General features: G+C 48.3%; 25 protein-coding genes. 18 read left to right on the top strand and 7 right to left on the bottom strand.

The features are described from left to right. Positions 1 to 211: 211 nt before the first annotated feature. From thiM to JWG39_RS03990, 12 genes are all read left to right on the top strand, one after another. Positions 212 to 1,033: a hydroxyethylthiazole kinase gene (gene thiM / locus JWG39_RS04045; RefSeq protein ID WP_205218081.1), complete on the top strand. Its 822-nt coding sequence runs from the start codon at positions 212 to 214 to the stop codon at positions 1,031 to 1,033. Next, on the top strand, positions 1,020 to 1,676 hold the full coding sequence (gene thiE, locus JWG39_RS04040) for a thiamine phosphate synthase (protein ID WP_205218080.1): 657 nt from the start codon (positions 1,020 to 1,022) through the stop codon (positions 1,674 to 1,676). Before thiM ends, thiE begins: the two co-directional genes overlap by 14 nt. Continuing rightward, positions 1,676 to 2,455 carry a bifunctional hydroxymethylpyrimidine kinase/phosphomethylpyrimidine kinase gene (gene thiD / locus JWG39_RS04035; RefSeq protein WP_369130564.1) on the top strand — a complete coding sequence of 260 codons (780 nt, stop codon included), beginning with the start codon at positions 1,676 to 1,678 and terminating at the stop codon, positions 2,453 to 2,455. The genes thiE and thiD overlap by 1 nt, the downstream gene beginning before the upstream one ends. Before the next feature lie 401 nt (positions 2,456 to 2,856). Beyond that, positions 2,857 to 4,596, top strand: a complete 1,740-nt coding sequence (locus tag JWG39_RS04030) for a YcaO-like family protein (RefSeq protein ID WP_205218078.1) — start codon at positions 2,857 to 2,859, stop codon at positions 4,594 to 4,596. After that, positions 4,593 to 5,186, top strand: a complete 594-nt coding sequence (locus JWG39_RS04025) for a histidine phosphatase family protein (RefSeq protein ID WP_205218077.1) — start codon at positions 4,593 to 4,595, stop codon at positions 5,184 to 5,186. Before JWG39_RS04030 ends, JWG39_RS04025 begins: the two co-directional genes overlap by 4 nt. A 24-nt stretch (positions 5,187 to 5,210) precedes the next feature. Then, a complete protein-coding gene (cobU, locus tag JWG39_RS04020) occupies positions 5,211 to 5,777 on the top strand; it encodes a bifunctional adenosylcobinamide kinase/adenosylcobinamide-phosphate guanylyltransferase (RefSeq protein ID WP_205218076.1) in 567 nt (188 codons plus the stop codon). Positions 5,778 to 5,926: 149 nt separating this feature from the next. Then, on the top strand, positions 5,927 to 6,991 hold the full coding sequence (gene cobT, locus JWG39_RS04015) for a nicotinate-nucleotide--dimethylbenzimidazole phosphoribosyltransferase (protein WP_205218075.1): 1,065 nt from the start codon (positions 5,927 to 5,929) through the stop codon (positions 6,989 to 6,991). Beyond that, positions 6,991 to 7,752: an adenosylcobinamide-GDP ribazoletransferase gene (gene cobS / locus JWG39_RS04010; RefSeq protein ID WP_205218074.1), complete on the top strand. Its 762-nt coding sequence runs from the start codon at positions 6,991 to 6,993 to the stop codon at positions 7,750 to 7,752. Before cobT ends, cobS begins: the two co-directional genes overlap by 1 nt. An 11-nt stretch (positions 7,753 to 7,763) precedes the next feature. Continuing rightward, positions 7,764 to 10,337: a cobyric acid synthase gene (locus tag JWG39_RS04005; protein WP_205218073.1), complete on the top strand. Its 2,574-nt coding sequence runs from the start codon at positions 7,764 to 7,766 to the stop codon at positions 10,335 to 10,337. Next, complete coding sequence (gene cbiB, locus JWG39_RS04000; protein ID WP_205218072.1) at positions 10,337 to 11,362, top strand: adenosylcobinamide-phosphate synthase CbiB; 1,026 nt, start codon at positions 10,337 to 10,339, stop codon at positions 11,360 to 11,362. Before JWG39_RS04005 ends, cbiB begins: the two co-directional genes overlap by 1 nt. 31 nt (positions 11,363 to 11,393) lie before the next feature. Further along, positions 11,394 to 11,816 carry a nucleoside-diphosphate kinase gene (gene ndk / locus JWG39_RS03995; RefSeq protein WP_205218071.1) on the top strand — a complete coding sequence of 141 codons (423 nt, stop codon included), beginning with the start codon at positions 11,394 to 11,396 and terminating at the stop codon, positions 11,814 to 11,816. Between the two features lie 113 nt (positions 11,817 to 11,929). Beyond that, positions 11,930 to 12,235: a carboxymuconolactone decarboxylase family protein gene (locus JWG39_RS03990; RefSeq protein ID WP_205218070.1), complete on the top strand. Its 306-nt coding sequence runs from the start codon at positions 11,930 to 11,932 to the stop codon at positions 12,233 to 12,235. A gap of 192 nt (positions 12,236 to 12,427) precedes the next feature. Here JWG39_RS03990 and JWG39_RS03985 read toward each other — a convergent pair whose 3' ends face one another. From JWG39_RS03985 to ppsA, 7 genes are all read right to left on the bottom strand, one after another. Next, positions 12,428 to 12,610 (bottom strand): hypothetical protein, encoded by a 183-nt coding sequence (locus JWG39_RS03985; RefSeq protein ID WP_205218069.1) that lies wholly within the window; start codon positions 12,608 to 12,610, stop codon positions 12,428 to 12,430. Between the two features lie 410 nt (positions 12,611 to 13,020). Beyond that, complete coding sequence (locus JWG39_RS03980; RefSeq protein ID WP_205218068.1) at positions 13,021 to 13,656, bottom strand: outer membrane protein; 636 nt, start codon at positions 13,654 to 13,656, stop codon at positions 13,021 to 13,023. 405 nt (positions 13,657 to 14,061) lie between these two features. Further along, on the bottom strand, positions 14,062 to 14,847 hold the full coding sequence (amrB, locus tag JWG39_RS03975) for an AmmeMemoRadiSam system protein B (RefSeq protein WP_205218067.1): 786 nt from the start codon (positions 14,845 to 14,847) through the stop codon (positions 14,062 to 14,064). 21 nt (positions 14,848 to 14,868) lie between these two features. Further along, on the bottom strand, positions 14,869 to 15,441 hold the full coding sequence (gene amrA, locus JWG39_RS03970; RefSeq protein ID WP_205218066.1) for an AmmeMemoRadiSam system protein A: 573 nt from the start codon (positions 15,439 to 15,441) through the stop codon (positions 14,869 to 14,871). Between the two features lie 178 nt (positions 15,442 to 15,619). Continuing rightward, on the bottom strand, positions 15,620 to 16,633 hold the full coding sequence (gene amrS, locus JWG39_RS03965; RefSeq protein WP_205218065.1) for an AmmeMemoRadiSam system radical SAM enzyme: 1,014 nt from the start codon (positions 16,631 to 16,633) through the stop codon (positions 15,620 to 15,622). 195 nt (positions 16,634 to 16,828) lie between these two features. Continuing rightward, positions 16,829 to 16,987 (bottom strand): hypothetical protein, encoded by a 159-nt coding sequence (locus tag JWG39_RS03960; RefSeq protein WP_205218064.1) that lies wholly within the window; start codon positions 16,985 to 16,987, stop codon positions 16,829 to 16,831. Positions 16,988 to 17,105: 118 nt separating this feature from the next. Beyond that, complete coding sequence (gene ppsA, locus JWG39_RS03955) at positions 17,106 to 19,508, bottom strand: phosphoenolpyruvate synthase (protein WP_205218063.1); 2,403 nt, start codon at positions 19,506 to 19,508, stop codon at positions 17,106 to 17,108. Between the two features lie 716 nt (positions 19,509 to 20,224). Here ppsA and JWG39_RS16690 point away from each other — a divergent pair. From JWG39_RS16690 to JWG39_RS03930, 6 genes are all read left to right on the top strand, one after another. Continuing rightward, positions 20,225 to 20,359, top strand: coding sequence for a hypothetical protein (locus JWG39_RS16690; protein ID WP_275888955.1), 135 nt, complete (start codon positions 20,225 to 20,227; stop codon positions 20,357 to 20,359). A gap of 505 nt (positions 20,360 to 20,864) precedes the next feature. Beyond that, positions 20,865 to 22,334: a F0F1 ATP synthase subunit beta gene (gene atpD, locus JWG39_RS03950; RefSeq protein ID WP_275888954.1), complete on the top strand. Its 1,470-nt coding sequence runs from the start codon at positions 20,865 to 20,867 to the stop codon at positions 22,332 to 22,334. Continuing rightward, positions 22,309 to 22,713, top strand: a complete 405-nt coding sequence (locus JWG39_RS03945) for a F0F1 ATP synthase subunit epsilon (RefSeq protein WP_205218062.1) — start codon at positions 22,309 to 22,311, stop codon at positions 22,711 to 22,713. The genes atpD and JWG39_RS03945 overlap by 26 nt, the downstream gene beginning before the upstream one ends. Next, the gene (locus JWG39_RS03940) at positions 22,706 to 23,044 is read left to right on the top strand and encodes an AtpZ/AtpI family protein (RefSeq protein WP_205218061.1); all 339 of its coding nucleotides are present in this window, start codon (positions 22,706 to 22,708) and stop codon (positions 23,042 to 23,044) included. The genes JWG39_RS03945 and JWG39_RS03940 overlap by 8 nt, the downstream gene beginning before the upstream one ends. Then, entirely contained in the window at positions 23,037 to 23,357 is a 321-nt protein-coding gene (locus tag JWG39_RS03935) for an N-ATPase subunit AtpR (RefSeq protein WP_205218060.1), read from the top strand. The genes JWG39_RS03940 and JWG39_RS03935 overlap by 8 nt, the downstream gene beginning before the upstream one ends. After that, on the top strand, positions 23,341 to 24,033 hold the full coding sequence (locus JWG39_RS03930; protein WP_205218059.1) for a F0F1 ATP synthase subunit A: 693 nt from the start codon (positions 23,341 to 23,343) through the stop codon (positions 24,031 to 24,033). The genes JWG39_RS03935 and JWG39_RS03930 overlap by 17 nt, the downstream gene beginning before the upstream one ends.

Below are 24,033 nucleotides of genomic sequence, written 5' to 3'. Positions count from 1 at the left end.
CATGATCTGGTACCTTTCTTTCCTGGCAGCTGGTGCGGGGACCTGTGCATGGCAACTTCCGGTCAGTTTGTGGTGACGTAACTGTACCGGCAGCGCACTTTTTTTCATCTCACGGTGTTGCACGTATTGTACTCATCCCCTCGGTCGGATTGATTGCTGGAACGAAAGTAGCCAGGAAAGAAATGAAAATTCGTATAATAAGAGAGGAATCATGCTGAAAGAATGTCTGGACAATGTGCGGGCGAGAACACCGCTTATTCACAATATTACAAATTACGTGACGGTAAATGATTGTGCCAACGTCCTTCTTGCCTGCGGCAGTTCTCCCGTTATGGCGGATGATATTCGTGAGGTCGAAGAGATAGTCGCCATCAGCAGCGGGCTTAATATCAATATCGGTACGCTGAATCACAGCACGATTTCCTCCATGTCGGCTGCGGGTAAGAAGGCAAATGTGCTTGGCCTTCCCGTTATCCTCGACCCCGTTGGAGCGGGAGCATCGACCCTGCGTACGGAGACGGCCCTCATGCTGATGAATGAGGTGCAATTCACGGTTATAAAAGGAAATATCTCTGAGATAAAGACTCTCGCTTCCGGGAGCGGTGCCACAAAGGGGGTTGATGCAGATCTCGCCGATCTGATCACCGATGCGACGCGTGTCGCCGCCGTGGATTCTGCGAAAGCCTTTGCCAGAGAGACCGGAGCGATCATCGTGATAACCGGCGCTGTCGACATTGTTACAGACGGTACCACCACGTATGCCGTTCATAACGGTCATTCGATGCTGTCAAAAATCACCGGTACAGGCTGCATGCTCAGTGCAATGACGGCAGCGTATGTCGCCGCCAATCCCAACAATGTCCTGGAAGCCACGCTCGCTTCGGTCTGTGCCATGGGGCTGTGTGGCGAGAAGGCATACGCGCGGATGAGTGGTAGAGACGGCAACGCGACCTTTAAAATTTATCTGATTGATGCCATTTATACTCTTGGTGGCAAGACTCTTGAAAGTGGTGCACAATATGAAATCTGTTGAGCAGTATATGCGTCTGTATGCAGTAACCGACCGCGCCTGGGTGAAAGAGCAGACATTGGCCATGCAGGTTGAAGAATCCCTGAAGGGGGGTGTTACCTGTGTGCAGCTTCGTGAAAAAACGATGGATGAAAAGGCTTTTCTTGCCGAGGCTCTGGAGATTAAAGAGATCTGCAAAAAATACAGTGTTCCCTTTTTTATTAACGATAATGTTGATATTGCAATTCAGTGCGGGGCCGATGGGATTCATGTAGGCCAGGAGGATATGGTAGCCTCAAATGTCCGCAGCAAAATCGGTGAGTCCATGATGCTCGGTGTCTCCACTCAAACCCTTGAACAGGCAGTTGAGGCCGAAAAAAGCGGGGCCGATTATCTCGGTGTCGGTGCGGTGTTTGCCACATCAACAAAGCCCGATGCGGACCTGCTGGATCACGCGACGTTGAAAGCAATCTGCGCAGCTGTTGCCATTCCTGTTGTCGCTATTGGCGGAATTTATAAACACAATATCATGGAACTTGCCGGTACGGGCGTCGCTGGTGTTGCACTGGTCAGCGCAATTTTTGCCAGTGATGATATCGAGAAGGAATGCCGGGAGCTTCGCGCCTCCTCTGAAAGGATGTGTTCAGGAAAGCCGGAGGGAAAATGATGAAAAAAATATTGACCATAGCGGGTTCCGACTGCAGTGGTGGTGCCGGGATTCAGGCAGATATAAAAACAATAACTGCCCACAGGATGTATGCTATGAGCGCCGTCACGGCTCTCACCGCGCAAAACACCACTGGCGTTTTTGCCATCATGGAAGCAACGCCTGAATTTGTTGAACAGCAGCTTGACTGTATATTCAATGACATTCGGCCCGATGCAGTGAAGATTGGCATGGTCTCAAATGGGCGAATTATTGAAGCCATTGCCGAAAAACTCGTTGAATACGATGCCGAGAATGTTGTGATTGATCCGGTAATGGTTTCCACCAGCGGCTCCGCGCTGCTTTCCGATGATGCCAGGCAGAGTCTCATCTCTACACTGTTACCGCTTGGAAATGTTATTACGCCAAATATCCCGGAAGCTGAAGTACTCAGTCAGATGAAGATTCACAATGAAGAGGATATGGTGACCGCCGCTCGGCGTATTTCCCAGGAAATCGGTGGGGCGGTGCTCCTTAAAGGGGGGCATTCTGTCAGTGACGCCAACGATCTCCTGTTTGAAAAGGGTGACACATACTGGTTTAAAGCTGAGCGCATCCTTACAGAGAACACCCACGGGACGGGTTGCACACTCTCCTCGGCAATTGCCTGTAATCTCGCGGACGGGATGTCCCTTGGAGAAAGCATAGAAAAAGCAAAGGAATATCTGTCAGGCGCTCTGGCGGCGGGACTTAATCTGGGAAAGGGGAGTGGCCCGGTGAACCATCTGTGGAGACTTTGAGGCGGCAAGACAATTTTTTTACCGCGAAGGAACACGAAGGAACGCCAAAGACTGGATGGCCAGCGAAACACAAGCTGTTTCAAGGTACCCTGCAGGGCAGATATAATTTTCCCCGCAGCTGAAACACTCCCTGGTGACCAACCTGCAAAAATGACGGATTTTTCGATGCCTTGACGTTCTGTCCCGGAGCAATCAGACTTCAATACGGACACAGCGGAGGGAACCAGGCAGTCTTTTCGCTTGCGGGTGTGAGGGCGATATGTTTTTTTCTTCAATGCACGTCCATCTTGAGAGAGGGCGCAGGCAGTGCTGATCTCTCCTCTTTCAGGTGATGAGAATTCTTCTCCGACAGGGAAGAATTTCCCTCAAAACTTCTCCTTACTTCCACTACAAACAGTGATATGATCCTCAAAAAAATTGAGTTGCAGAGTTGCCCGAAAACGTTCACCGCTGATCTCGACAAGGCCAGAACTCCCGCTGAAACCCTCGAAACCTTTTACAGTCGCGTCCAGGCGCTCGATCTGAAAATTCTCAGCGAAGTAAAACGTATTGATACCGGACGTCTCGGGATTCCAGTTTATTTCGGTGTCTGCGGGGACGACGCGCAGGAGATTATCGGCGCGAAGAAGACCATGGGCAAGGGAGCAGGTCCCGTACAGGCGGAGACCTCAGCCTGTATGGAACTCACCGAACGCTTCTCTTTCTTCTCCTTCAAGGCCAATCCTGAAAACTTCCTCATCGGTGATTACGCCGCCATGGAGGAGCAGGGGTACCCGGTGTTGCCGATCACATATCTTTTGCAGTCGGTGCATGATGAAAAGACCAGCCCCGGGCAGCTTCATAAACTGCTTGCCGGTCTGCCGATGCTCTGGTGTCAGGCGACCAGCCTCACCCGCAACGAAAATGTTCTTGTTCCCTTCTCATGGTTTTACACCATCAACGAGTATAACGGCTCTGCAGCAGGGAACACTCTCGAGGAGTCCGCACAGCAGGGGCTGTGTGAAATTATCGAGCGCCACGTCTGTTCACGGGTAACGTATGAAAAGCTTCCCGTACCGAAGATTGACATGAAGAGCATTACTGATCCGGTGGCGCTGGATCTTCTCCACAAATTTGCTGAGAACGGCATTGAGATTCATCTCCTTGATTTCACTCTCGATACAGGTATTCCTACAGTGGCGGCTCTTGCCATTGACCGGACAACATTCCCCGAAAGCAGCGAGATCGTTTATACCGCCGGTACCGCTCCAGACCCGCAGAAAGCGATGATCCGTACCCTCACCGAAGTGGCACAGCTTGGCGGAGACTTTGAGACCTCTGCCAACTATATCGCTTCAGGTCTGCCCAAGCCGACCAGTATGGACGAGGTTGCCTGGCTCACCGATTCGCCCTTGAGCATCAGCGTTGACGACATGGCAAATCTGGCTGATCACGACATCAAAATCGAGGTTGACCGCACCGTCGCAGTGCTGAAAAAAATTGGCATGGATATCTTTATGCTTGATATTACCCATGAAGGACTGCAGTTGCCGGCGACCTACACCCTTGCTCCCGGTGCTCACTTCCGCGAACGATCGCGTCTGCAAAATGCCGGACTCTTTGCTGCCCGCCTTGCCGTAGATCTTATTCAGGATCCTGAAATACTGGATGAACGACTCCTTGAGCTGAAAGAGATGCTGCCGGACGCCTACTATGTGGAATTTTATCGCGGCCGCAACCTGTACAACATGGGACTGGGGCAGATGGCGTTGCCCTTTTTCGAGAACGCCCTGAAAATGCATCCCGAAGAGGAAGATCTTCCCTATATATACTCCTATCTCGGACTCTGTCTGCGTGATCTCGAACACTACACTGAGGCGCTGGCAGTGCTGGAGAAGGGATTGAAATATGACGAACAGAGACCGGATATCTATAACACCATGGGTGTCTGCTGCTTTAAACTCGGTGAATTTGAGCAGGCGATTGCACAGTTCAAACGTGCCGTGGAGCTCGATCCTTCCTCAGCCATGGACTACGCCAATATAGGCGTCAACAGCCAGCGGCTCGGGCGCATTGATGATGCAAAGGAATATCTTACTCTCGCCTTGACTCTTGATCCCTCGCTGGATTTTGCCCGCGATATTCTCGAATCCCTGTCATGAAGGATGCAGGACGGAAGATCCTCTTTATGCGCCACGGTGATACCGGACTCACCGGGCGCTGGGTCGGCTCAAGTGATGTTGAATTGAGTGCGGAAGGCGCTGCGCAGATTGCGGCGCTTGCCGGGAGAGTTGATGTGGACGGTTTCAGTCGAATCCTTCTCAGCCCCATGCGTCGCTGCCGCCAGACACTCTCTCTGCTTGATCTTGACAGGGAAGGAGAACTGCTTGATGATCTGCGGGAAATTGATTTTGGCCGATGGGAAAAACGCAGCTTTTCCGAAATCTCCGCTGAAGAACCGGAAATTGTTCATCGCTGGCTGGAGAATTGGAGCAGTTTCACCTTTCCGGGCGGAGAACGGTTGCTCGACTTTCACCGCCGGGTAGCACACTGCAAAGAAATTCTGCAGGTTTCAGATGACGATATCTTTGTCATTGCCCATGGCGGAGTCATTCGCATCCTGCTCTGTCTGCTGCTGAATCTGTCCGTGGAAAATTATCTGCTTTTCGATGTTCAACCTGGGCGTTTTTGTGAGATCCGACTTCATTCGCAGGGCGGAGTGTTGACTCGCTTCAACTGCGAATTGCCCTGAATTCTTAAATATATGCAGGCAGTCATGGGAAAAATTACCCTTATAACCGGTGGTGCGCGGAGTGGGAAAAGCAGTTACGCGCTGGAGCGTGCCGAAGCCGTAAGTAAAAAGCGCTTCTTTATTGCCACCTGCCCCTCTCTTGATGAAGAGATGAATTGCCGGGTGACACGTCACAAGGAAGAACGGGCAGGGCGGGGGTGGCAGACCTTTGAGGAGGAACATGACATTTCTCAGGTTGTGCGCGAACGTCTTCCCGTCGAGCCGGGCGTCGTTTTGCTTGACTGCATTACGCTGTGGGTAAATAACATCCTCTTTACCGCCGAAGCCGCTCACCTTGAAACAACCGACAGCATAATTCGCGTGGCTGCAGAGGCGTTTATTGCGGAGATGCTTTCTTCTCCACACCGTTTTTTTGTGGTTACCAATGAGGTGGGACTGGGAATTGTGCCGGATAACAGGCTGGCCCGTCTCTACCGCGACCTTGTCGGGACTGCCAACCAGACGCTTGGCAGGGCCGCCGATGAAGTGGTGCTGGTCAGTTGCGGCATCCCTCTTGTATTAAAAGAGGGGGGAAGGGAGGCTGGTCAGTAAAAAATGTGATTGGTATTACAGATAAACGCCAGGCTCCGATATCAATTAGAGAAGCGGGTAAATTTTCTCCTGTGCCTTGAATATGAATAAAACAGTGTTTTCAATATATCTTTGCCGTATCAAATACTTTAAATGTGGAGAAAAATGTAATGAGTGTTCTTGAAAAAACGTTGATAAAGATTTACCCGCAGAGCAATGCCGCCCGCAAAGCTGCCATTGCCCATATTGAGCAGCTCACCATGCCACACTGGGCTCTCGGAGACCTGCTTGATCTTGCCGTTGACATCGCTGGCATGATGGATAATCCCAGAGCGCAGATCAATAAAAAGTTGATCGCCTGCATGGCCGCTGACCACGGAGTAGCTGCCGAAGGCGTGAGCAAGTATCCCGCTGAAGTTACGGTACAGATGGCATTGAATGTGATCAACGGTGGTGCCGGGGTGAATGCCCTTGCTTCACAGTCCCGCACCGATGTTAAAGTATATGATTTTGGTATTGCAGGCGATATGACCGAAGTGGAAAAGAGTGGAAAACTTATAAACAAAAAGGTTGGCAACGGAACGGATAATATGGTTGCCGGACCGGCCATGAGCCGAACCATGGCTCAGAAATCAGTGGAAAATGGCATCGCGGTGGCAGAAGAAAACAGTGACTACGATATTTTCGGCACTGGAGAACTGGGTATTGGCAACACCACAGCCTCTTCGGCCATTGCCACAGTGCTTACCGGCAGACCCGCTGCGAAATTCTGCGGCAGGGGCTCCGGGCTGGACGATGAGCAGCTTGCACATAAAATCCGCATAGTGGAGCGGGCCATTGCCATAAATAGCCCGAGAAAGAAAGATGCTCTTGATGTGCTCAGCAAGGTTGGCGGTTTTGAGATCGGTGGTATCGCCGGACTGATTATTGGTGCGGCATCCCAGCATAAACCAGTAGTGGTAGATGGTTTCATCTCTACTGCGGGGGCAATGATTGCCGCCGTTATCGAACCTTTTACCAAAGACTACATGATCTTCTCCCATGGGTCAGTGGAGCCAGGGCACGCCGAGATGCTGAAGTTTCTCGGCTGCAACAAACCGCTGCTTGATCTCAAATTACGCCTCGGTGAGGGATCCGGCGCGGCGATGGCGATGAATCTCGTTGAAGGTGGCCTCGCCATTCTCAACCAGATGGCGACCTTTGAGGAAGCGGCCGTAAGTGGAGCTGACAAGTAATGTCCTTTTCAGTGAAGGAGGCGGCCGCCAACTTCTGTGCGGCGCTGCGTTTTCTTACCATCTTTCCACTTCCGTGGCGGCAGGAGGAGGACAGCAGTCGTTTTCGACGCAGTGTCGGCTGGTTTACTTTCCTCGGTATTCTGCTTGGCGGTATCGGGGCCCTGCTTGCGTGGGGCGTTGCCTCTTTTGCGTCTCCTGCAGTAACGGCAGTGATTCTGCTGTGTTATCTCGCCTTTGTCTCCAGCGCCCTGCATCTTGACGGCGTTGCCGACAGTGCCGATGGTCTTCTCTCGGCACGCAGCCGTGAGCGCAGCCTGGAAATTATGAAGGACAGTCGGGTCGGGGCCATGGGCGTGGCGGCGCTCATTTTTCTCCTGCTTGGTAAATTCGCTGCACTTCTTTCTCTTCCAGCCGAAGGCCTGCCCGCAGCTCTTTTTTTCATGCCCTTTGCCGGACGCTGTGCGTTGCTTTTTTCCATGGGGACTATGCACTACGCTCGGAAGGAAGGCGGTATGGGGGCACTTTTTTACGGTGATGACATGCAGCGGCACGCTGTTATCGCGCTGGTTTTGCTTACCGTGCTGCTCTGTATGGTCTATGGCAGTCATGGACTTCTTGTGCTTGCCGGAATACTGCTCGGTTTCGCCTTTCTGCGCCGGAAAAGTATCCTGATTCTCGGCGGGGCCACCGGTGATATTCTCGGAGCGCAGTGTGAGCTGGCCGAACTAATGACGGCTCTGACCGTCTCCTTTCTCTACTGAGGCGTTGTATAATGAGAGATTTTGAACACGGCGGAAATATCCATCGGGCAAAACGGGTAAACGGTGCCGAGGTAATTGACTTCAGCGCAAATATCAATCCGCTCGGTTCGCCTGAGTGGCTGCGGCCACTGATGAGCCGTGAGCTGGAAGGAGTGTTTCACTATCCTGACCCGGAGTACACGGAACTGTGTACTGCTCTCTCCACATACACCGGTGTTTCGAGGGAGTGTGCGGTGGTCGGCAACGGGACCTCCGAGCTGTTGCACTTCTTCATGCAGTCCATTCGCGGGAGGTGCCGTCGTCTTGTATTGCCGGTTCCTTCCTATGTGGATTACTACCGCACCGCTGAGCAGGCCGGGCTGGATATTCATCTCGTGGGCCTTGCCGAAGAGAAGAATTTTATGCCCGATTTTTCGGTGCTGGAAGAACTTCTTCAGCCAGGTGACCTGCTCCTTCTCGGTACCCCCAACAATCCCACGGGATGCATGCCTGATCTCGGGGCAGTCAGGGAGCTTGCCGCACGTCACCCGGAATCTCTTTTCCTCCTTGATGAGGCTTTCCTCGATTTTCAGGAAGAACATCATACCCTCGGTGCCTCAGCGGAGAATATCTGCAGCCTCAACTCAATGACCAAGTTTTACGGTGTCCCCGGGCTGCGTATCGGCTATGGTCTTTTTCCGCAGGACATTGCGGAAGAAATTCGCCGTAATGTGCCGCCATGGAGTGTGAACTCTCTGGCTGTCGCCTTTGCCATTCACGCTCTTGGCGACGGGGAGTATCAGCAACGGTCCCGCACAGTCTGCCGAGAATTACGTGAAGCGCTCTGTGCAGAGCTGTCGCCACTGCCGTTAAAGGTTTTTCCCTCTACTGCCAACTATCTCTTCTGCCGCCTGGAACACGGAACCGTCGCCGAACTGGCTGATTTCTGTGCAGAAAAGGGCCTTCTCATCCGCCGTTGTGACAACTATCGTCTGCTTGATCACGCCGAAAGCTGCTTTCGCATTGCCGTACGTACGGCACGGGAGAACGCTCGACTTGTCGAACTTTTTCACAGCTATTTCGGCAGTAAAGGAAAGAGTGCGTCCAAATCTCAAGGCAGAAAGCGCGCAACGTCAATTATGTTCCAGGGAACCTGTTCTGATGCCGGCAAGTCGATCCTCACCGCCGGGCTCTGCCGGATTCTCTTTAACGACGGTATCTCGGTGGCACCTTTCAAGGCACAAAACATGTCACTGAACAGTTTTGTCACCCTGCAGGGGGATGAGATGGGACGGGCTCAGGTGGTGCAGGCGCAGGCCGCGCGTCTCGATCCCGACTGCCGCATGAATCCAGTGCTGCTCAAACCCAACAGTGATACCGGCAGTCAGGTGATTGTTGCCGGGAAACCCGTGGGTAATATGGCCGTGAAGGAATACAGCCGCTACAAGGCTCAGCTGTGGCCACGGGTGCAGTCAATCTATGATTCCCTTGCTGGTGAGCATGATGTTATCGTCCTCGAAGGTGCCGGTTCGCCGGGGGAAATCAACCTCAAGCATGACGATATCGTCAACATGCGCATGGCACAGTATGCTGCTGCCCCGGTGTTGCTGGTCGGAGATATTGACCGCGGCGGGGTGTACGCCTCCTTTATTGGCATTATGGAAACCCTTGCCGAGTGGGAACGACGGCTGATGGCTGGTTTTGTGGTCAATAAATTTCGCGGGGATGCCTCTCTGCTCGGCTCGGCCCATGACTACGTTGCTGAGTATACCGGACGACCGGTGCTCGGTGTCGTCCCCTGGCTTAATCACCTCGGCCTGCCCGAGGAGGATTCGGTCAGCTTTAAAAAGGGCTCCTTTAACGAGATGCAGGAGGAGAAAAGCGGAGACACCGTGGAGATTGCGGTGATCAATCTGCCCCATATCTCCAACTTTACAGATGTAGAGCCGTTCCTTGAGGAACCGGACGTTAATCTGCGAATTGTGGATACCCCTGACGAGCTGGGCAGTCCGGATGCTGTTATCCTCGCGGGAACAAAAAATGTGCTTCATGATCTGCACTATCTTCAGGAGAGCGGTTTCGCCGGAGCGGTGAACCGCCTGCGGGAGGGTGGGTGTGAAATTATTGGGATCTGCGGCGGCTACCAGTTTCTCGGTCGGGCTATCTGTGATCCGCTGAAGCTGGAATCGACCCTCGGTGAGGTGAAGGGCTTTGCCTTTCTTGACATGGTTACGGTGATTGAGAAAGAGAAGAATCTTAAAAGGAAAAGCGGTCGGCATCTGCCTTCCGGCAAGCCGGTCTTCGGCTATGAAATTCATCACGGTGTTTCCTCCGGCACTTCTGCATCACTCCTTGAATTTGAGGACGGCTCACACTGTGGACAGGCGGCCCCTGGCAACGGTGTGTGGGGAAGTTACCTCCATGGAATCTTTGACAGTGACGAGTTTCGCCGCTGGTTCATAGATCACCTGCGGGAGAAGAAGGGACTGGAACCGGCTGGGCGGATTCTCGCACCGTGGAATCTTGAGGCGGCTTTTGATCGCCTTGCCACAAGCATGCGTGAGAATCTTGATATGAACGCAATCTATCGTCTGCTGGAGCTGTGATGGGAGAATATATCATCTGTCTCGTCGCGGCCGTGCTGCTTGACCTGTTGCTGGGTGATCCGAGGTGGTACACCCATCCAGTGCGGCTCATCGGCTGGCTGTGTACCTTTTGTGAAAATCGCTGGCGCCGCTGGCTGCCGCAGCGGGAGACCCTGGCCGGAACAGTCACGGTGCTGTCTGTCCTGGGCGGTGTCTTTATCATCCTGTGGGGGCTGCTGAGTCTTGCTCGAACCATCCATCCAGCGGTGGAAGTGCTCTTTGCCGTTTTTCTGCTCTACACCTCTATTGCGACGCGGGATTTGTTGCGGCATTCAAAAAACGTTTATCTTGCTCTGATTCCTTCCTGTGATCTGGAAGAAGCGCGGCGGCGGGTTGGATTGATTGTAGGGCGGGACACAAACACCCTTAACCGGGGGGGAGTAATTCGCGCGTCAGTGGAGTCCGTGGCGGAGAGTGCATCCGACGGTATCATCGCTCCGCTGTTCTTCAGTGCATTCGCCGTATTACTGCAGGGGCTTCTCCCCATCTCACCCGATTCCCTTTCACCGGTGGCCGCCGCCGCAATTGGTGCCATGCTCTATAAGGCAACCAACACCATGGACTCCATGTTTGGCTATAAAAACAAGAAATATCTGTATTTCGGTTTTTTTGCCGCCCGACTCGACGATGTCCTGAATTATCTGCCAGCGAGACTGAGCGGACTCTGTATTGTTGCAGCCTGTCCTCTGGCAGGGCTGGATACTGGACACTGCTGGCGTATTTTCCTGCGTGACCGCCGAGAACATGCCAGCCCCAACGCCGGTCATCCGGAAGCAGCAATGGCCGGTGCCCTGGGGATTCAACTCGGGGGAGAGGCTGTCTATTTCGGGAAATCGGTCTATAAGCCGACTCTTGGAGATCCCACCCGTGAAATTGAGGCTAAAGATATTTTGCGGGCCAATAGTCTGGTGCTGTACAGTATGTTTGTTTTTCTACTGGGGACAGTGCTCAGCTGTACCCTGCTTTCACTGTTTTTCTACGCTTAACTCAACCAATTATTCTTAACAGGGAACTCTCATGACTCAAGAACGTACTTTTGCAATCATTAAGCCAAACGCCTTCATAGACCACAACGCCGGTAAGATTCTTGCCCGCATTTATGCCGAGGGATTTACCGTTGTCGGCATCAAGAAGCTTTACATGAGCAAGGTTGAGGCTGAGGGATTTTATGCTGTCCATAAAGAAAGACCCTTTTTCGGCGAGCTGACTGACTTTATGTCCAGTGGACCCTGCATTGTCATGGTCCTTGAGGCAGAAGGTGCCATCAAAAAATGGCGTGATCTGATGGGGGCCACCAACCCGGCCGATGCGGCAGAAGGAACGCTGCGCAGGGATTTCGGTGCAAACCTTGGAGAAAATGCTACCCATGGTTCTGATGCACCGGAGACGGCTGCCTTTGAAATTGGTTATTTCTTTTCCGGACTGGAACTGTTGATGTAGAAGGGTTGAGGAAAGTATAATCAGAAAAAGGGGAGGAGACGGAAGGCGTCTTTTCTCTTTTTTTTGCCCTGCAGCTGCTGCGGTTAATCTCAAAATAATATCAAGGAAAAAAAATGACGACAAAAGGAATTTATAACGATCTGGGCAGAGAGTATCCCGAGATTCAGCGTGTGGTGAAAAACCTTGGGAAGACTGTACGGGAAGCTGGTCCACTGGGAGCAAAAGAAAGCCAGCTTATCCAGCTTGCCGCCGCCGCCGCCATTGCCTCTGAGGGAAGTGTTCATTCTCACACCCGCCGGGCTTTTGAAGCAGGTGCGAATCGAAAAGAGATTGATCATGCCCTGCTTCTGCTGATCTCTACCATTGGATTTCCAAAGACGATGATGGCCCTCTCCTGGAGTCGGGATATAGAGGGGTGAATGGGGTAATACCATTCCTATTAAGTTATGACCTTATTTGGGGGCTCAATCGCGGTTGTATCTGCTCTTAATAATTCCGGGAATTACTACCAGTTTAGCCCACCAATGGTTGTGTAATTCCACTGTTATCGTTACGTTTCCCGTCACAGTGTAGACAAGGCATGCCTTGTCTCTACAACACCATTGCTGGAATCACTGTTGTAGCGATTTTTCACCAAGGATGTGTAGTGTCACCGTTATCACCCCATGGTAATGATATGGCAGCGGGTTATCGGTAATGCTTGCCATTTCGCTGATGGCCGCCACCGTAGAGACAAGGCATGCCTTGTCTACAGAACAACATCGCGGGAAACCACCGCCGTGCCGATTTTCCATCAATGGTGATGAATCAATACAAAATGGAAATGGTATAAAAGCTCTAAACATTCGAATAAAGGCAAAAAAACTTAAAAAAAATCGGCATTCCTTTTGAGGAGTGCCGATTTTTTAGTTCATTCTTATTTTTCGTATTCCGTGACAGTTACCATTTTCATTACGATAGCCGTCACCTTGTCTACATCATGGCTGGACTCATCGCGTTGTGCTGATTTCCGCAAATAATAATGCAATCCCGCCGTTGCATTCGCAGTAATCGTTAATTTCATAAATCCCGTCGCAATGTCATTAGACAAGGCATGCCTTGTCTCTACAAAAGCATTGCTGGAACCACTGTCGTGCTGATTTCCGCAATTTCATGGGCGAGAAAGGTTTTGCTCCTGAAATCATTCACCTGCTGAAATATCTGGTTAAAAAGCAATCCTTACACCGGCATAAATATTATTGCTGGAATATTCTACTTCTGTGGTCTCAAATTCCGGATCAGAAGTTCCAAAATAGCGATATTTGACATCAATACTGATTTGTTCATTTACAGCATAAGCCACACCCGCTCCAAACTGATAGGCAAATACAGTGTCATCATCACTTACATCGGGATCATCTGATCCTGGGAAATTCATATTATTTATTTCGACCTGTACCATGCCAACACCACCACTTATAAATGGAGTAAAGGCACTTGTATTTTTGAAATCATAGTAGCCATTTAAAAGAAAAGCATAGCTCGCTGTATCACCGGTTAAATCAGTACCTATACCATAAAAACTGACATTATCCAGATCGTTTTCCTGATATGCAAATTCCCCCTCAAATCTCATGTTGCCAGCAACAGCATAACCAACAGCTACACCAAGTGCCAAACCGGAGTCTGATTCCATATCCATTGTCAGACCTGGTTCTGTAGAATCAGTTACATCAGAATCATTTAGGATCGCGACACCAACATTTACACTCATATACGGACCTGGCGCACTGTAGGCAACAGAAGATATTGAGAGCATCATGATACAACTCGTGATCATAAAAATGTTTTTTTTCATCATCTTCTCCTTTTAAACATTGAATTGTCTTTTTCAGTTGAGATTCCTGAGGAATCCTGTCGTACAGGCAATTTTTTCGTGTTTATATTGTGATCACCTCCCTTTTGACGTAATTACAATCATTTATCAGTTTTACATGGAATTTCCTCAACTGTAATACCATTTACATTTTGTATTAACCAGATAACGCAACTGCGTGGAAATCTTTTTTGGCTATTACGAATGGATAAACAGGATGTAAAACGAGCATAACTTAATAGAAATGGTCTAATCATGTGAAAAAGGGCATTTTTTATAAAAGCGTAACTTCTTAAAGTTTTTCGCTGTTCCGTCTTTTGCTTTTCCCTGTCTCCCATCTCCTGTTTCCCCGTCTCCCGTCCTCTCCGTTTTAATTTCGATATTAGAATTCTAACTCAAATATGCACTCACATAGCCAACGACTCTTGATTCATCACCACTTGCCTCTGCGCTGGTTCTATAATCCAACAGATGTGCTTTTAAATTTCCTTTCTTTGCACTTAACAAAATTGCCTCAACGCCAATCATTCCACATGCTTCGCATCCGCTATGCAACGTGTCTATATCAAGTAATTCAATAGCTTTGAGGCAAATATTATCTAATTTCTCAGCGTCACGAAGATTATGAAAATGGCTTAAATCAGTGCTGATAATAACTCCATTCTCTTTATCTTCCAAAATATAATCTATGATTTGAGAAAGATGTCGTGGATCTTCTTTTCCATAGACAATCTCTGCGATATTTACATCTTTTAAATAATGTTTTATAAATGGGAATTGTACCTCTGTACTATGCTCAGCATGAGCCTGGAGAACACAGTTTATTTCGAATTTAGTTTTAAGTTTTTTTATAAGAACAGCAGCGCTGTCAATATTTCCTAATGGCGTTCTGTAAGATTCAAATTCACAAAGACTTATTCCATTAAATGCAATTTTATGTGAAGGACCAATAACAACAAAATTTTTTGCATTGCTGTTTTGTAATATCCTATAGGCCGCATTAGCGGTAATCCCTGAATAGATATAACCGGCATGAGGAACGATTACAGCTCTACTTTGAATATCATTCGCTGAAAATTGTTCGTTGAAAATTGTATTAAAATGATCAAAATATTTACCTAATTCGTCAATATTATCAGGATAAAATGTGCCGGATGCGATCTCTTTTCTGATCATGATGACACTCCTCTGGTTTTTTTATAGTGGTGCTATTGCGTCAAAATAATTTTCTATCGCTTTAACTTCATAGCGATAAATTGTTGGGTGTTTCTCATAGACAGAGGGGCTTAGACCTGCTTTATAACTGAGATGATCTAAAAATTCTTTTGGTGTTTTCAACGTTTCCCAAACTTGTGGTAAAAAAGTCCCCTGGTTCTGACCATACTTTAAAATTAATCCATCAATATCAGGTCTTATTTTATCACGCAAGTTGTCGAAATCAGTATAGCTGAGTTCTTCAGGCGGAGTTAAAATTGAAACCTCAATATGCAAATTTTGCAACTCATCTTTGCTGAGAGGTTTAAATCTGTAATCATTAAATGCCGCTGATTCAGCATTTTGAATAATATCATCAAGTAATTTTCTCTGCGCAATAATTGACCCAATACATCCTCTGAGCTGGTGATTGTAATTGAGTGTTACAAATGAAGCAGCCTCTAATTGTAAAAAAGGATAATCTGTCAGGAGTTTATTTCTGTCTATCTCTATATTCCTGTCAAACCGGGATAAAATAGCAGTTTTCGCAATGCGCAATAAAATTGAATCTATCATCTTTATCTCCCTTCACCATTTTTTTTTCTGCATTCCCGATTGTACATTACAGAATCTTTATTCTCAAATCCTTTTGTCTTTCTTCGCGTTCCTTCGTGTTCTTCGCGGTGAAAAAATTGTCTTTCCGCTTTCTCCCGTTCCCTGCCTTTGAATCCGCCAATATAAAATGTAAAAGGTGTTATGCCCAAACTCCAGAAATGTGCTGACCGCACTTGCTGCAACACCCATCAGTCAAAGTGTTTTCCCGGATACTGAAACCAAAACGATTGATCAGTTCGGCACCACAATTCGGGCAGAAAGTGTTTTCTCCACCCTCGCCGCGAATATTGCCCTCATAGACATAGTGCAGCCCCTGCTCAAGACCAATTTCTCTTGCTTTACGCAGGGTGGCAATCGGCGTAGGCGGGCGATCCAACATCTTATAGGTAGGATAAAAGGCTGTCACATGCCAGGGAATCGTTGGAGAAACGGATGTAATGAACCTGGCAATATCGCGTAATTCTTCCGCTGAATCATTGAGACCAGGGATGATAAGTGTAGTGACTTCAACCCATACTCCGAGTTCATGCATCAGTTGCACGTTGTCAAGAACAGGTTGCAGCCTGGCATTGCAGACCGTCTTGTAAAAATCATCAGTAAACCCCTTAATATCAATATTGATACCGTCGAGGACCGGTGCCAGGTGACGGGTAACTTCCGGGGTCATATAGCCGTTGCTGACAAAGACATTTTTCAGCTGTCGCTGATGGGCAAGCACCGAACAATCCCAGGCAAATTCATAGAAAATTGTTGGCTCTACATAGGTATAACAGATACTTTTGCTTCCAGTTTGGATGGCTTCTTTAACGACGGTTTCAGCTGTACACTCAGCGCCTATGATCTCACCATTGTGAAGAAGTGGATATTGTGAGATATTGGAGTTTTGACAGTGAAGGCAGCGGAAATTACAACCTGTGGTGGAAATAGAGAACGCTTTGCTGCCAGGGAGAAAGTTGAACAGTGGCTTTTTTTCGATGGGATCGAGGTTTTCCACGATCAGTCGGCCATAAACAAGGCTGTATAAAACACCGCCCCTGTTTTCCCGCACCCCACATATACCTCGTTTTCCATCACCTATGTGACAACGATGGCTGCACAGTTCACAGATAACCTTGTTTTCTTTTCCAGTTTTATAAAATAGAGCTTCTTTCATGTTTTCACCTCTCTTTTCCGTAATTTCTCAAAAAGTTATGGAAAAAGACAAAGATAAAAAGGAGAAAGGAGGCAGGAAAAAACAGGGCAACAAAACACGATGACATCCGTTGTGGGATGAGACTGTTCTGTCTTTCGTCTTTTCCTTTCTCCTGTTCAGTTCTGACCTTATGTTCATGCGATTATTCGCAATCTCTCAAGTCTTATTTTTACCCCCTTTATTCCCGCCAGTCCTCGAACCTTGACCAGAGCCATCGCCCTTGCCTTTACCTTTACCCGGCCCTTGCCCCATACCTTTACCATGACCGTCTTTTGGTCCCTGACCTTTTGGTCCAGTTTTATCTTTATTTGGCATTTGCAGTACCTCCTTTCTGTTGGCGAATAACAGCGTCCACGAATTTGTGACTGCTTGAATCCGCCGTGTTAGCTACTCTTATTGTTCCTGTAAGATTTTACCCGGGGGGCTTTTCTGGTTAGCTCTCTAATGCCTTTTCCGCCTGATTCATGTTTTCAATACCTTTTATCAAGGCATCCGGGTTGAAGGAAATAGAGTTAATTCCACATTCAACAAGAAATCGTGAATATTCCGGATAATCGCTTGGAGCCTGGCCGCACAACCCAATCTTCACACCAGCAACGTTTGCTTTTTTAATAGCCATACTGATAAGCTGCATAACCGCAGGATCAAACGGAGAGAAAATCTCACTGAGTAATTCTGAATCCCTGTCGGCACCGAGGGTTAACTGAGTAAGGTCATTACTGCCAATTGAAAAGCCATCAAAATGTTTGGCAAATTCTTCGGCAAGCAGGGCATTACTTGGGATTTCAACCATCATATATAATTGAAGCTTGTTTTCTCCTCGTACCAGGCCATTTTCTTCCATAATATGAATGACACTGGTAGCTTCTTTAACTGTTCTCACGAATGGAAGCATCAGTTTTACATTGGTGAAACCCATTTCTTCACGCACTCTTTTCATTGCCTTGCATTCCATCACGAAAGCATCTTTGTATAAAGCATGGTAGTAACGTGATGCCCCCCTGAATCCAATCATTGGATTTTGTTCAACGGGTTCAAATATTTTTCCTCCAAGAAGATTCGCATATTCATTTGATTTAAAATCACTCATTCTGACAATTACATCTTTAGGATAGAAAGCTGCAGCGATGGTTGCAGTTGCCTCTGCCAGTTTATGAATAAAATAGTCTTTCTTGTCGGGATAATGATGCGTCAGTTTTTCAATTTCACTCTTAACAGATGGATCTGTTAATTTATCGAAATGATGCAGCGCCATAGGATGGATTTTTATGACGTTGTTAATAATAAATTCCATCCGCATGAGCCCGACACCATTATTCGGAAACATGGAATATCGGAAAGCCTGATCTGGGCGGGCAAGAATGAGCATGATTTGAGCTTTTGGCATTTTAATTTTTGCTGTGTCAATCTCATGCTCATCCCATGTCCCCCTGCCCTCATAAACATAGCCGGTGTCGCCTTCAGCAGTAGAAATGGTAATAAGTTGCCCATCCTTAATGGCTGTAGTCGCATTCCCTGTTCCAACAATACCTACTGCGCCTACTTCCCGGGCTACAATAGCTGCATGTGACGTCCTTCCACCCTGATTGGTAACAATGCCCGCTGCTTTTTTGAGAATAGGATCCCAGTCGGGGTCCGTTCTTCCTGTAACCAAGATTTCTCCATCATTCAGTTTATCAATATCTTTGGGAGACGCGAGTATTCGTGCAATACCTGACGTTATACTGTTTCCCAGGCCAATTCCTTTGCAAATTAATTTCCCCTTGTCTTTTATTTCGTATTCCTTGAATACATTCTTATGTTTATTTTGGCTGTGCACTGTTTCGGGGCGTGCCTGTACAATATATATTTGATTGGTGTTACCATCTTTTGCCCATTCAATATCCATGTGTCTTTTATAGTGTTCCTGGATGATCATGGCCCACGTTGTCAATTGCACAACTTCTTCATCATTAAGAATGAACTGCTGCATGCGTTCCGGAGATGTATCCAAGTTAATAATGGCATCTTCAGGTTGCAAAATCTCAGACATGTTTTTTTCGGCATACACCATTGTTTTTTCTTTGCTGCCCAACTTTCTCGAAATGATTGGTTGCTTGACCTTTCCGACAAATGATTTGTAGACCAGAAATTCGTCTGTATTTACACTTCCCTGGACTACATTTTCACCCAGTCCCCAGGCACCGGAAACAAGAACCACTTTATCAAATCCCGTGTCAGGGTCCAGTGTAAAGGTTACCCCTGCAGATGCTTTATCGGAGCGAACCATTATTTGAACTCCGATGGACAAAGCCACTTTGATATGATCAAAGCCATTATCAACTCTGTATTTTATGGCTCTATCTGTAAAAAGGGAGGCATAGCAGCGGTGACAGGCGACAATTAAATTTTCCTCTCCCTGCACATTCAGATACGATTCCTGTTGCCCTGCAAAACTTGCATTAGGCAGGTCTTCAGCTGTTGCGCTGCTGCGAACTGCGAGAGAAAGAGGATTTCCAGAACGTTTTTCTAATTGTTTGCAGGCCAATTTTATTTCATCTTCCAGTTCTTTTGGAAAAGAAGAATCAAGTAAAAGATGCCTGACTTTTGAACCAATTTCGTTAAGGTTGGAAAATTTTTTAATGTCGAGTCTGGAGAGGATATCGGTGAGCTTCGGGATAAGATTATTTTCATTGAGAAAAGACCAGTAACCATCACTTGTAACGGCAAAACCATCAGGTACTTTAATTCCTTTGGATGAGAGTTCTGAAAACATTTCACCAAGCGAAGCATTTTTACCACCAACCAGAGCTATGTCTTTTAAATGTATTTCAGCAAAGTTTTTTATCTGGTTCATTTTCATCCCCCCAATTCAAGTTATAATTGCGCCTCAGAGCTGTCACTTTAAGAAGCAACCTATGTCAGGTCCATAGCGATTAAAACTATGACCAATGTGGAGTTCGTTAAATACTCCACCCATGAATTTGTATAATAAGCGCATTGCCTCTGCAGTCAACTGATGAGGACTCTGAATAATCGCCCATATTTTTCATTACAGGGTACCTTGAATATGAACATATACAGGCTGTTTCAAGATACCCGGATGATTCTCTGTTGAGCCAGCATTATGAGAGTAAACTGCATAAATACTCTGGTTGCAAAGGCTGGTGGAGTAATGAATCGGATGAAAAAAGAGATACTTCCAGGGGATACCGAACAGAAATCTTTCCTGTCCGGTTCGGCTGTCCGGTTCGATTGTCCGGGGCAACGATGAATCACAGAGCATGCGGGTTTGTTTATTGAATAAATTTAATAAAAATCCAAAGTTTATCTTCTATTCACAGTACCTTGGCCCAAACCTGAATTCAAGCGATAAGTGAGGAACCCATTACTTTTCTGACAGACACTTCTGTTCGTTTTTTAAATGTTTCATAAGTATTTAAAAATTCAGATATTTTTCTGATCTGCTGTTAATTTTGTCTATCGTTTCAACAACTTGTTTCATGGTGATGCCAGCAATCTCCTCTTTAACATATTTTCCCTTTTTCCCTGGTAAGGGTGCTGCAAGATGCATTGAAGAGCACTTTTACCCTTTTTGCCTGGGAGTGCGCCTGCTTCTCCGTTGCCAATACATTCTCGGCCGCTGACTTCAGCTGGCAGGTGATCAATATCTGCACGACTGGGGATACCACTATGACCGTGAGCTGATCCATAACGTTTTCTCTAACGTTTTCGGGATGTTGTGCCGTTATGATAAAGTGATACTGCCCATCATCATGTAAATGATCAGCGCTCTGTTCCAAGTTCCATTCATTTCGCAGGCATACACAGTGCAACTCCTTGATCTTATTCGTAAGATTGACGAATTTCGATTTTCTGACATGGCTTTTAAGCTTTTTATATTGAGAGCTTATCAGCGTGGTGTTACGGAGTATTTCACGAGAAACAGCAGGCTGAAGAGTAACCGAAATCTTTTCCTCTATAATTATGATATCCTTCTTTTTTCTGACGTATTTTGATATAGTGTATTTCTATAAGGTTCAATTGCTGGCAGTTACTATTTATATTCTTTGAAAACAAACTGGTAACTTTTTTCAGAATACACCTGATTCTTGATTTTTTTCAAAGAGGTCTTTCTCTTCAGCTGCCTGCAGAGATTCTGCGTTTATTATACCAGTTCAGGGATGTGACGACTGCTGTCAGCAATCTTTTTATGAAGGTATGCGGTGAAAATCGTGGCGGCACTATGAAAAATACAGCAGGTATTGCCAATAGAGGGAAGGTTCTTCTGGTTCGAGGAAGTGTAGTCGATATCCATTTCGATGCACATTTGCCTCCCATTTATTCACTGCTGCACGCCAATGGCGGGGCGATTATTATAGAGGTCCTTGCTCAACTTGATGTACATCGCGTCCGTGGGATTGCGCTGACCCCCACTCAGGGACTTGCCCGCGGAGATGCGGTTGAGGATACGGGCGGGCCTTTGAAAGCTCCGGTCGGCAAGGGAATTCTTTCGCGGATGTTCGATGTCTTTGGAAATCCTATAGACCGGCAGCCGGCACCAACCGATATCGTGTGGCGCACAGTTCATCGCAATCCCCCGACACTGGCACAGCGCTCTTCCAAATCCGAGATTTTTGCAACAGGAATAAAGGTCATTGATGTTCTGGTGCCACTGGAACGTGGCGGCAAGGCCGGTCTTTTCGGTGGAGCGGGTGTTGGCAAGACTGTTTTGCTGACTGAAATGATTCATAACATGATCGGACACGAGGAAGGGGTCAGCATCTTTTGCGGAATCGGCGAACGATGCCGCGAAGGTGAGGAGCTGTACCGCGAGATGCGGGATGCAGGCGTTTTGCCAAATATGGTGATGATCTTCGGGCAAATGAACGAACCACCGGGCAGCCGCTTTCGGGTAGGCCACGCGGCCCTGACCATGGCTGAATATTTCAGAGACGATGAGCAGCGTGACGTGCTCCTGCTCATCGATAACATCTTTCGGTTTATTCAGGCCGGTATGGAAGTCTCAGGTCTCATGGGACAAATGCCCTCTCGTCTGGGATATCAGCCGACCATGGGTACGGAGCTTTCTCATCTTGAGGAGCGTATCGCCAATACCGACGCAGGGGCCATTACATCCATCCAGGCGGTCTATGTGCCGGCAGATGATCTGACCGATCCGGCGGCAGTTCACACCTTTTCACACCTCTCGTCATCCATCGTGCTTTCACGCAAGCGGGCAGCCGAAGGGCTGTATCCTGCCATCGATCCGCTGCAATCCAGTTCCAAGATGGCCACCCCCGGCATTATCGGAGGTCGACATTATCGCCTGGCACGGGAAATCAGGAAAACCCTTGCCCAATACGCGCAACTCAAAGACATCATCGCCATGCTTGGCCTTGAGCAACTCTCATCTGAGGATCGCAAAGTTGTCGCCCGTGCCCGTCGGCTGGAGCGTTTTCTCACCCAGCCATTTTTCACGACCGAGCAGTTCACCGGCCTGACAGGGAAGCTCGTTTCCCTCGAAGATGCTTTAGACGGTTGTGAGCAAATCTTAAATGATACATTGAACGACTACCCTGAAAGTGCGTTTTACATGATTGGAACTATTGATGAGGTCAGGGAAAAAAGCCCGGACCCGGAAAAGGAGGTCGAAAATGCGGCCGTCACTCATGACGCTTAAAATTCTCCTGCCATTTCAGGTCTTCACTGAGAAAACCGGTATTACGCGCATCGTGGCCGAAACCCAGGCTGGCTCGTATGGGTTTCTGCCCCAGAGACTCGACTGCATCGCGTCTCTGGTACCCGGAATATTGATCTACGAAAACGAAGAAGAGGGCGAAGTGTACGTGGCTGTCGATGAAGGTGTCCTGGCGAAAGTGGGACCACAAGTATCTGTTTCAGTACGCAATGCCATCGGCGGAACAGATCTCGGGCAACTGCGTGCAGCAGTTGAGAAAGAGTTTCTCGCTTTGCACGAACGGGAGCAGAGCATTCGTTCTGAGCTGGCGAAAATAGAAAGTGGTTTCATCCGTCGCTTTGTAGAGTTTCAACATGGATGATCAAACCGAAAAACATCCCGTGACGCCGGAGACGCCGCTCTGCGAGGAGATTGGCAGGAAGGCCAGGAACAAGCTTCGGGCGCAGCGAAAGACCACCCGGAACGTCTGGTTTGGTCTGGGGATGATGGGGCTCGTTGGCTGGTCGGTGGTGGTTCCGACCCTGCTCGGTACGGCGCTTGGCATCTGGCTGGATGCGAGGCACACGGGAAGCTATTCATGGACGTTGATGCTGCTGGTTGCCGGTCTGGGAATTGGCTGTCTGAATGCCTGGCACTGGGTGGCAAAAGAAGACAGTGAAATACAGAAAGACCAGGAGGACACGGATGAATGAGGTTTTGACACTGTTTCTTGTAACTTTGGCGGGTTTTGTTCTCGGGATACTGTTTTTCGGCGGCCTGTGGTGGACTGTGCAGAAGGTTCTTTCATCGAATCGGCCGACCCTGTGGCTTCTTGGCAGCCTGGTGCTGCGGACGACTGTTGTCCTCGCTGGTTTGTATATTATTGCCCGTGATGACTTGAAAAAGTTACTCTTCTGTCTGACTGGATTCATCATTGCACGAATCATCATCACCCGCTATACCGGCCTGCAGAAAAAACAGCATATCCTGCCAGCCAGGGAGACCGACCATGCGACTGAGTCCTGATGAAATCATTTTCTGGCAATACGGTTTTGTGAAACTCAACGCAACCATCGTGTTCACCTGGGGATTGATATTCCTGCTTGCCGTCGGCGCAAAACTGATCACCCGGCATCTTTCTACCGACCTGACACGGACACGCTGGCAGAATATGCTGGAGATTATTGTTACCGGCATTGAAAAACAGCTCGGTGAGGTGGGCCTGAGCCAGCCACGCACCTACCTCGGTTTTCTTGGCACGATTTTTTTGTTCGTCGCTGCGGCCAGTCTCTGCACCATCTTTCCAGGCTACGAACCTCCCACCGGCTCGCTCTCGACGACTGTGGCACTCTCCCTCTGTGTCTTTGTGGCGGTACCATTTTACGGCATTGCAGGGCAGGGGCTGTCTGAGTATCTGCACTCCTATATGGCGCCCACACCGATCATGCTGCCGTTTAATATTATCAGTGAGATTTCACGTACCCTTGCTCTTGCCATCCGCCTGTTCGGCAACATGATGAGCGGCACTATGATTATCGCTATCCTGCTGACGATTACGCCTTTCTTCTTTCCGATTCTGATGACAGTGCTCGGCTTGCTTACCGGCATGGTACAGGCATATATCTTCAGTATCCTCGCCGCTGTATACATTGCGGCGGCTACGCAGGTGCGTGTAACAAAACCAGCCACACTGCAGGAATAA

It is taken from the genome of Desulforhopalus vacuolatus (assembly GCF_016918505.1).
Lineage (GTDB): Bacteria > Desulfobacterota > Desulfobulbia > Desulfobulbales > Desulfocapsaceae > Desulforhopalus > Desulforhopalus vacuolatus.
The sequence above is the reverse complement of the archived record's forward strand: the minus strand, read 5'-3'. Positions and strand labels throughout refer to the sequence as shown.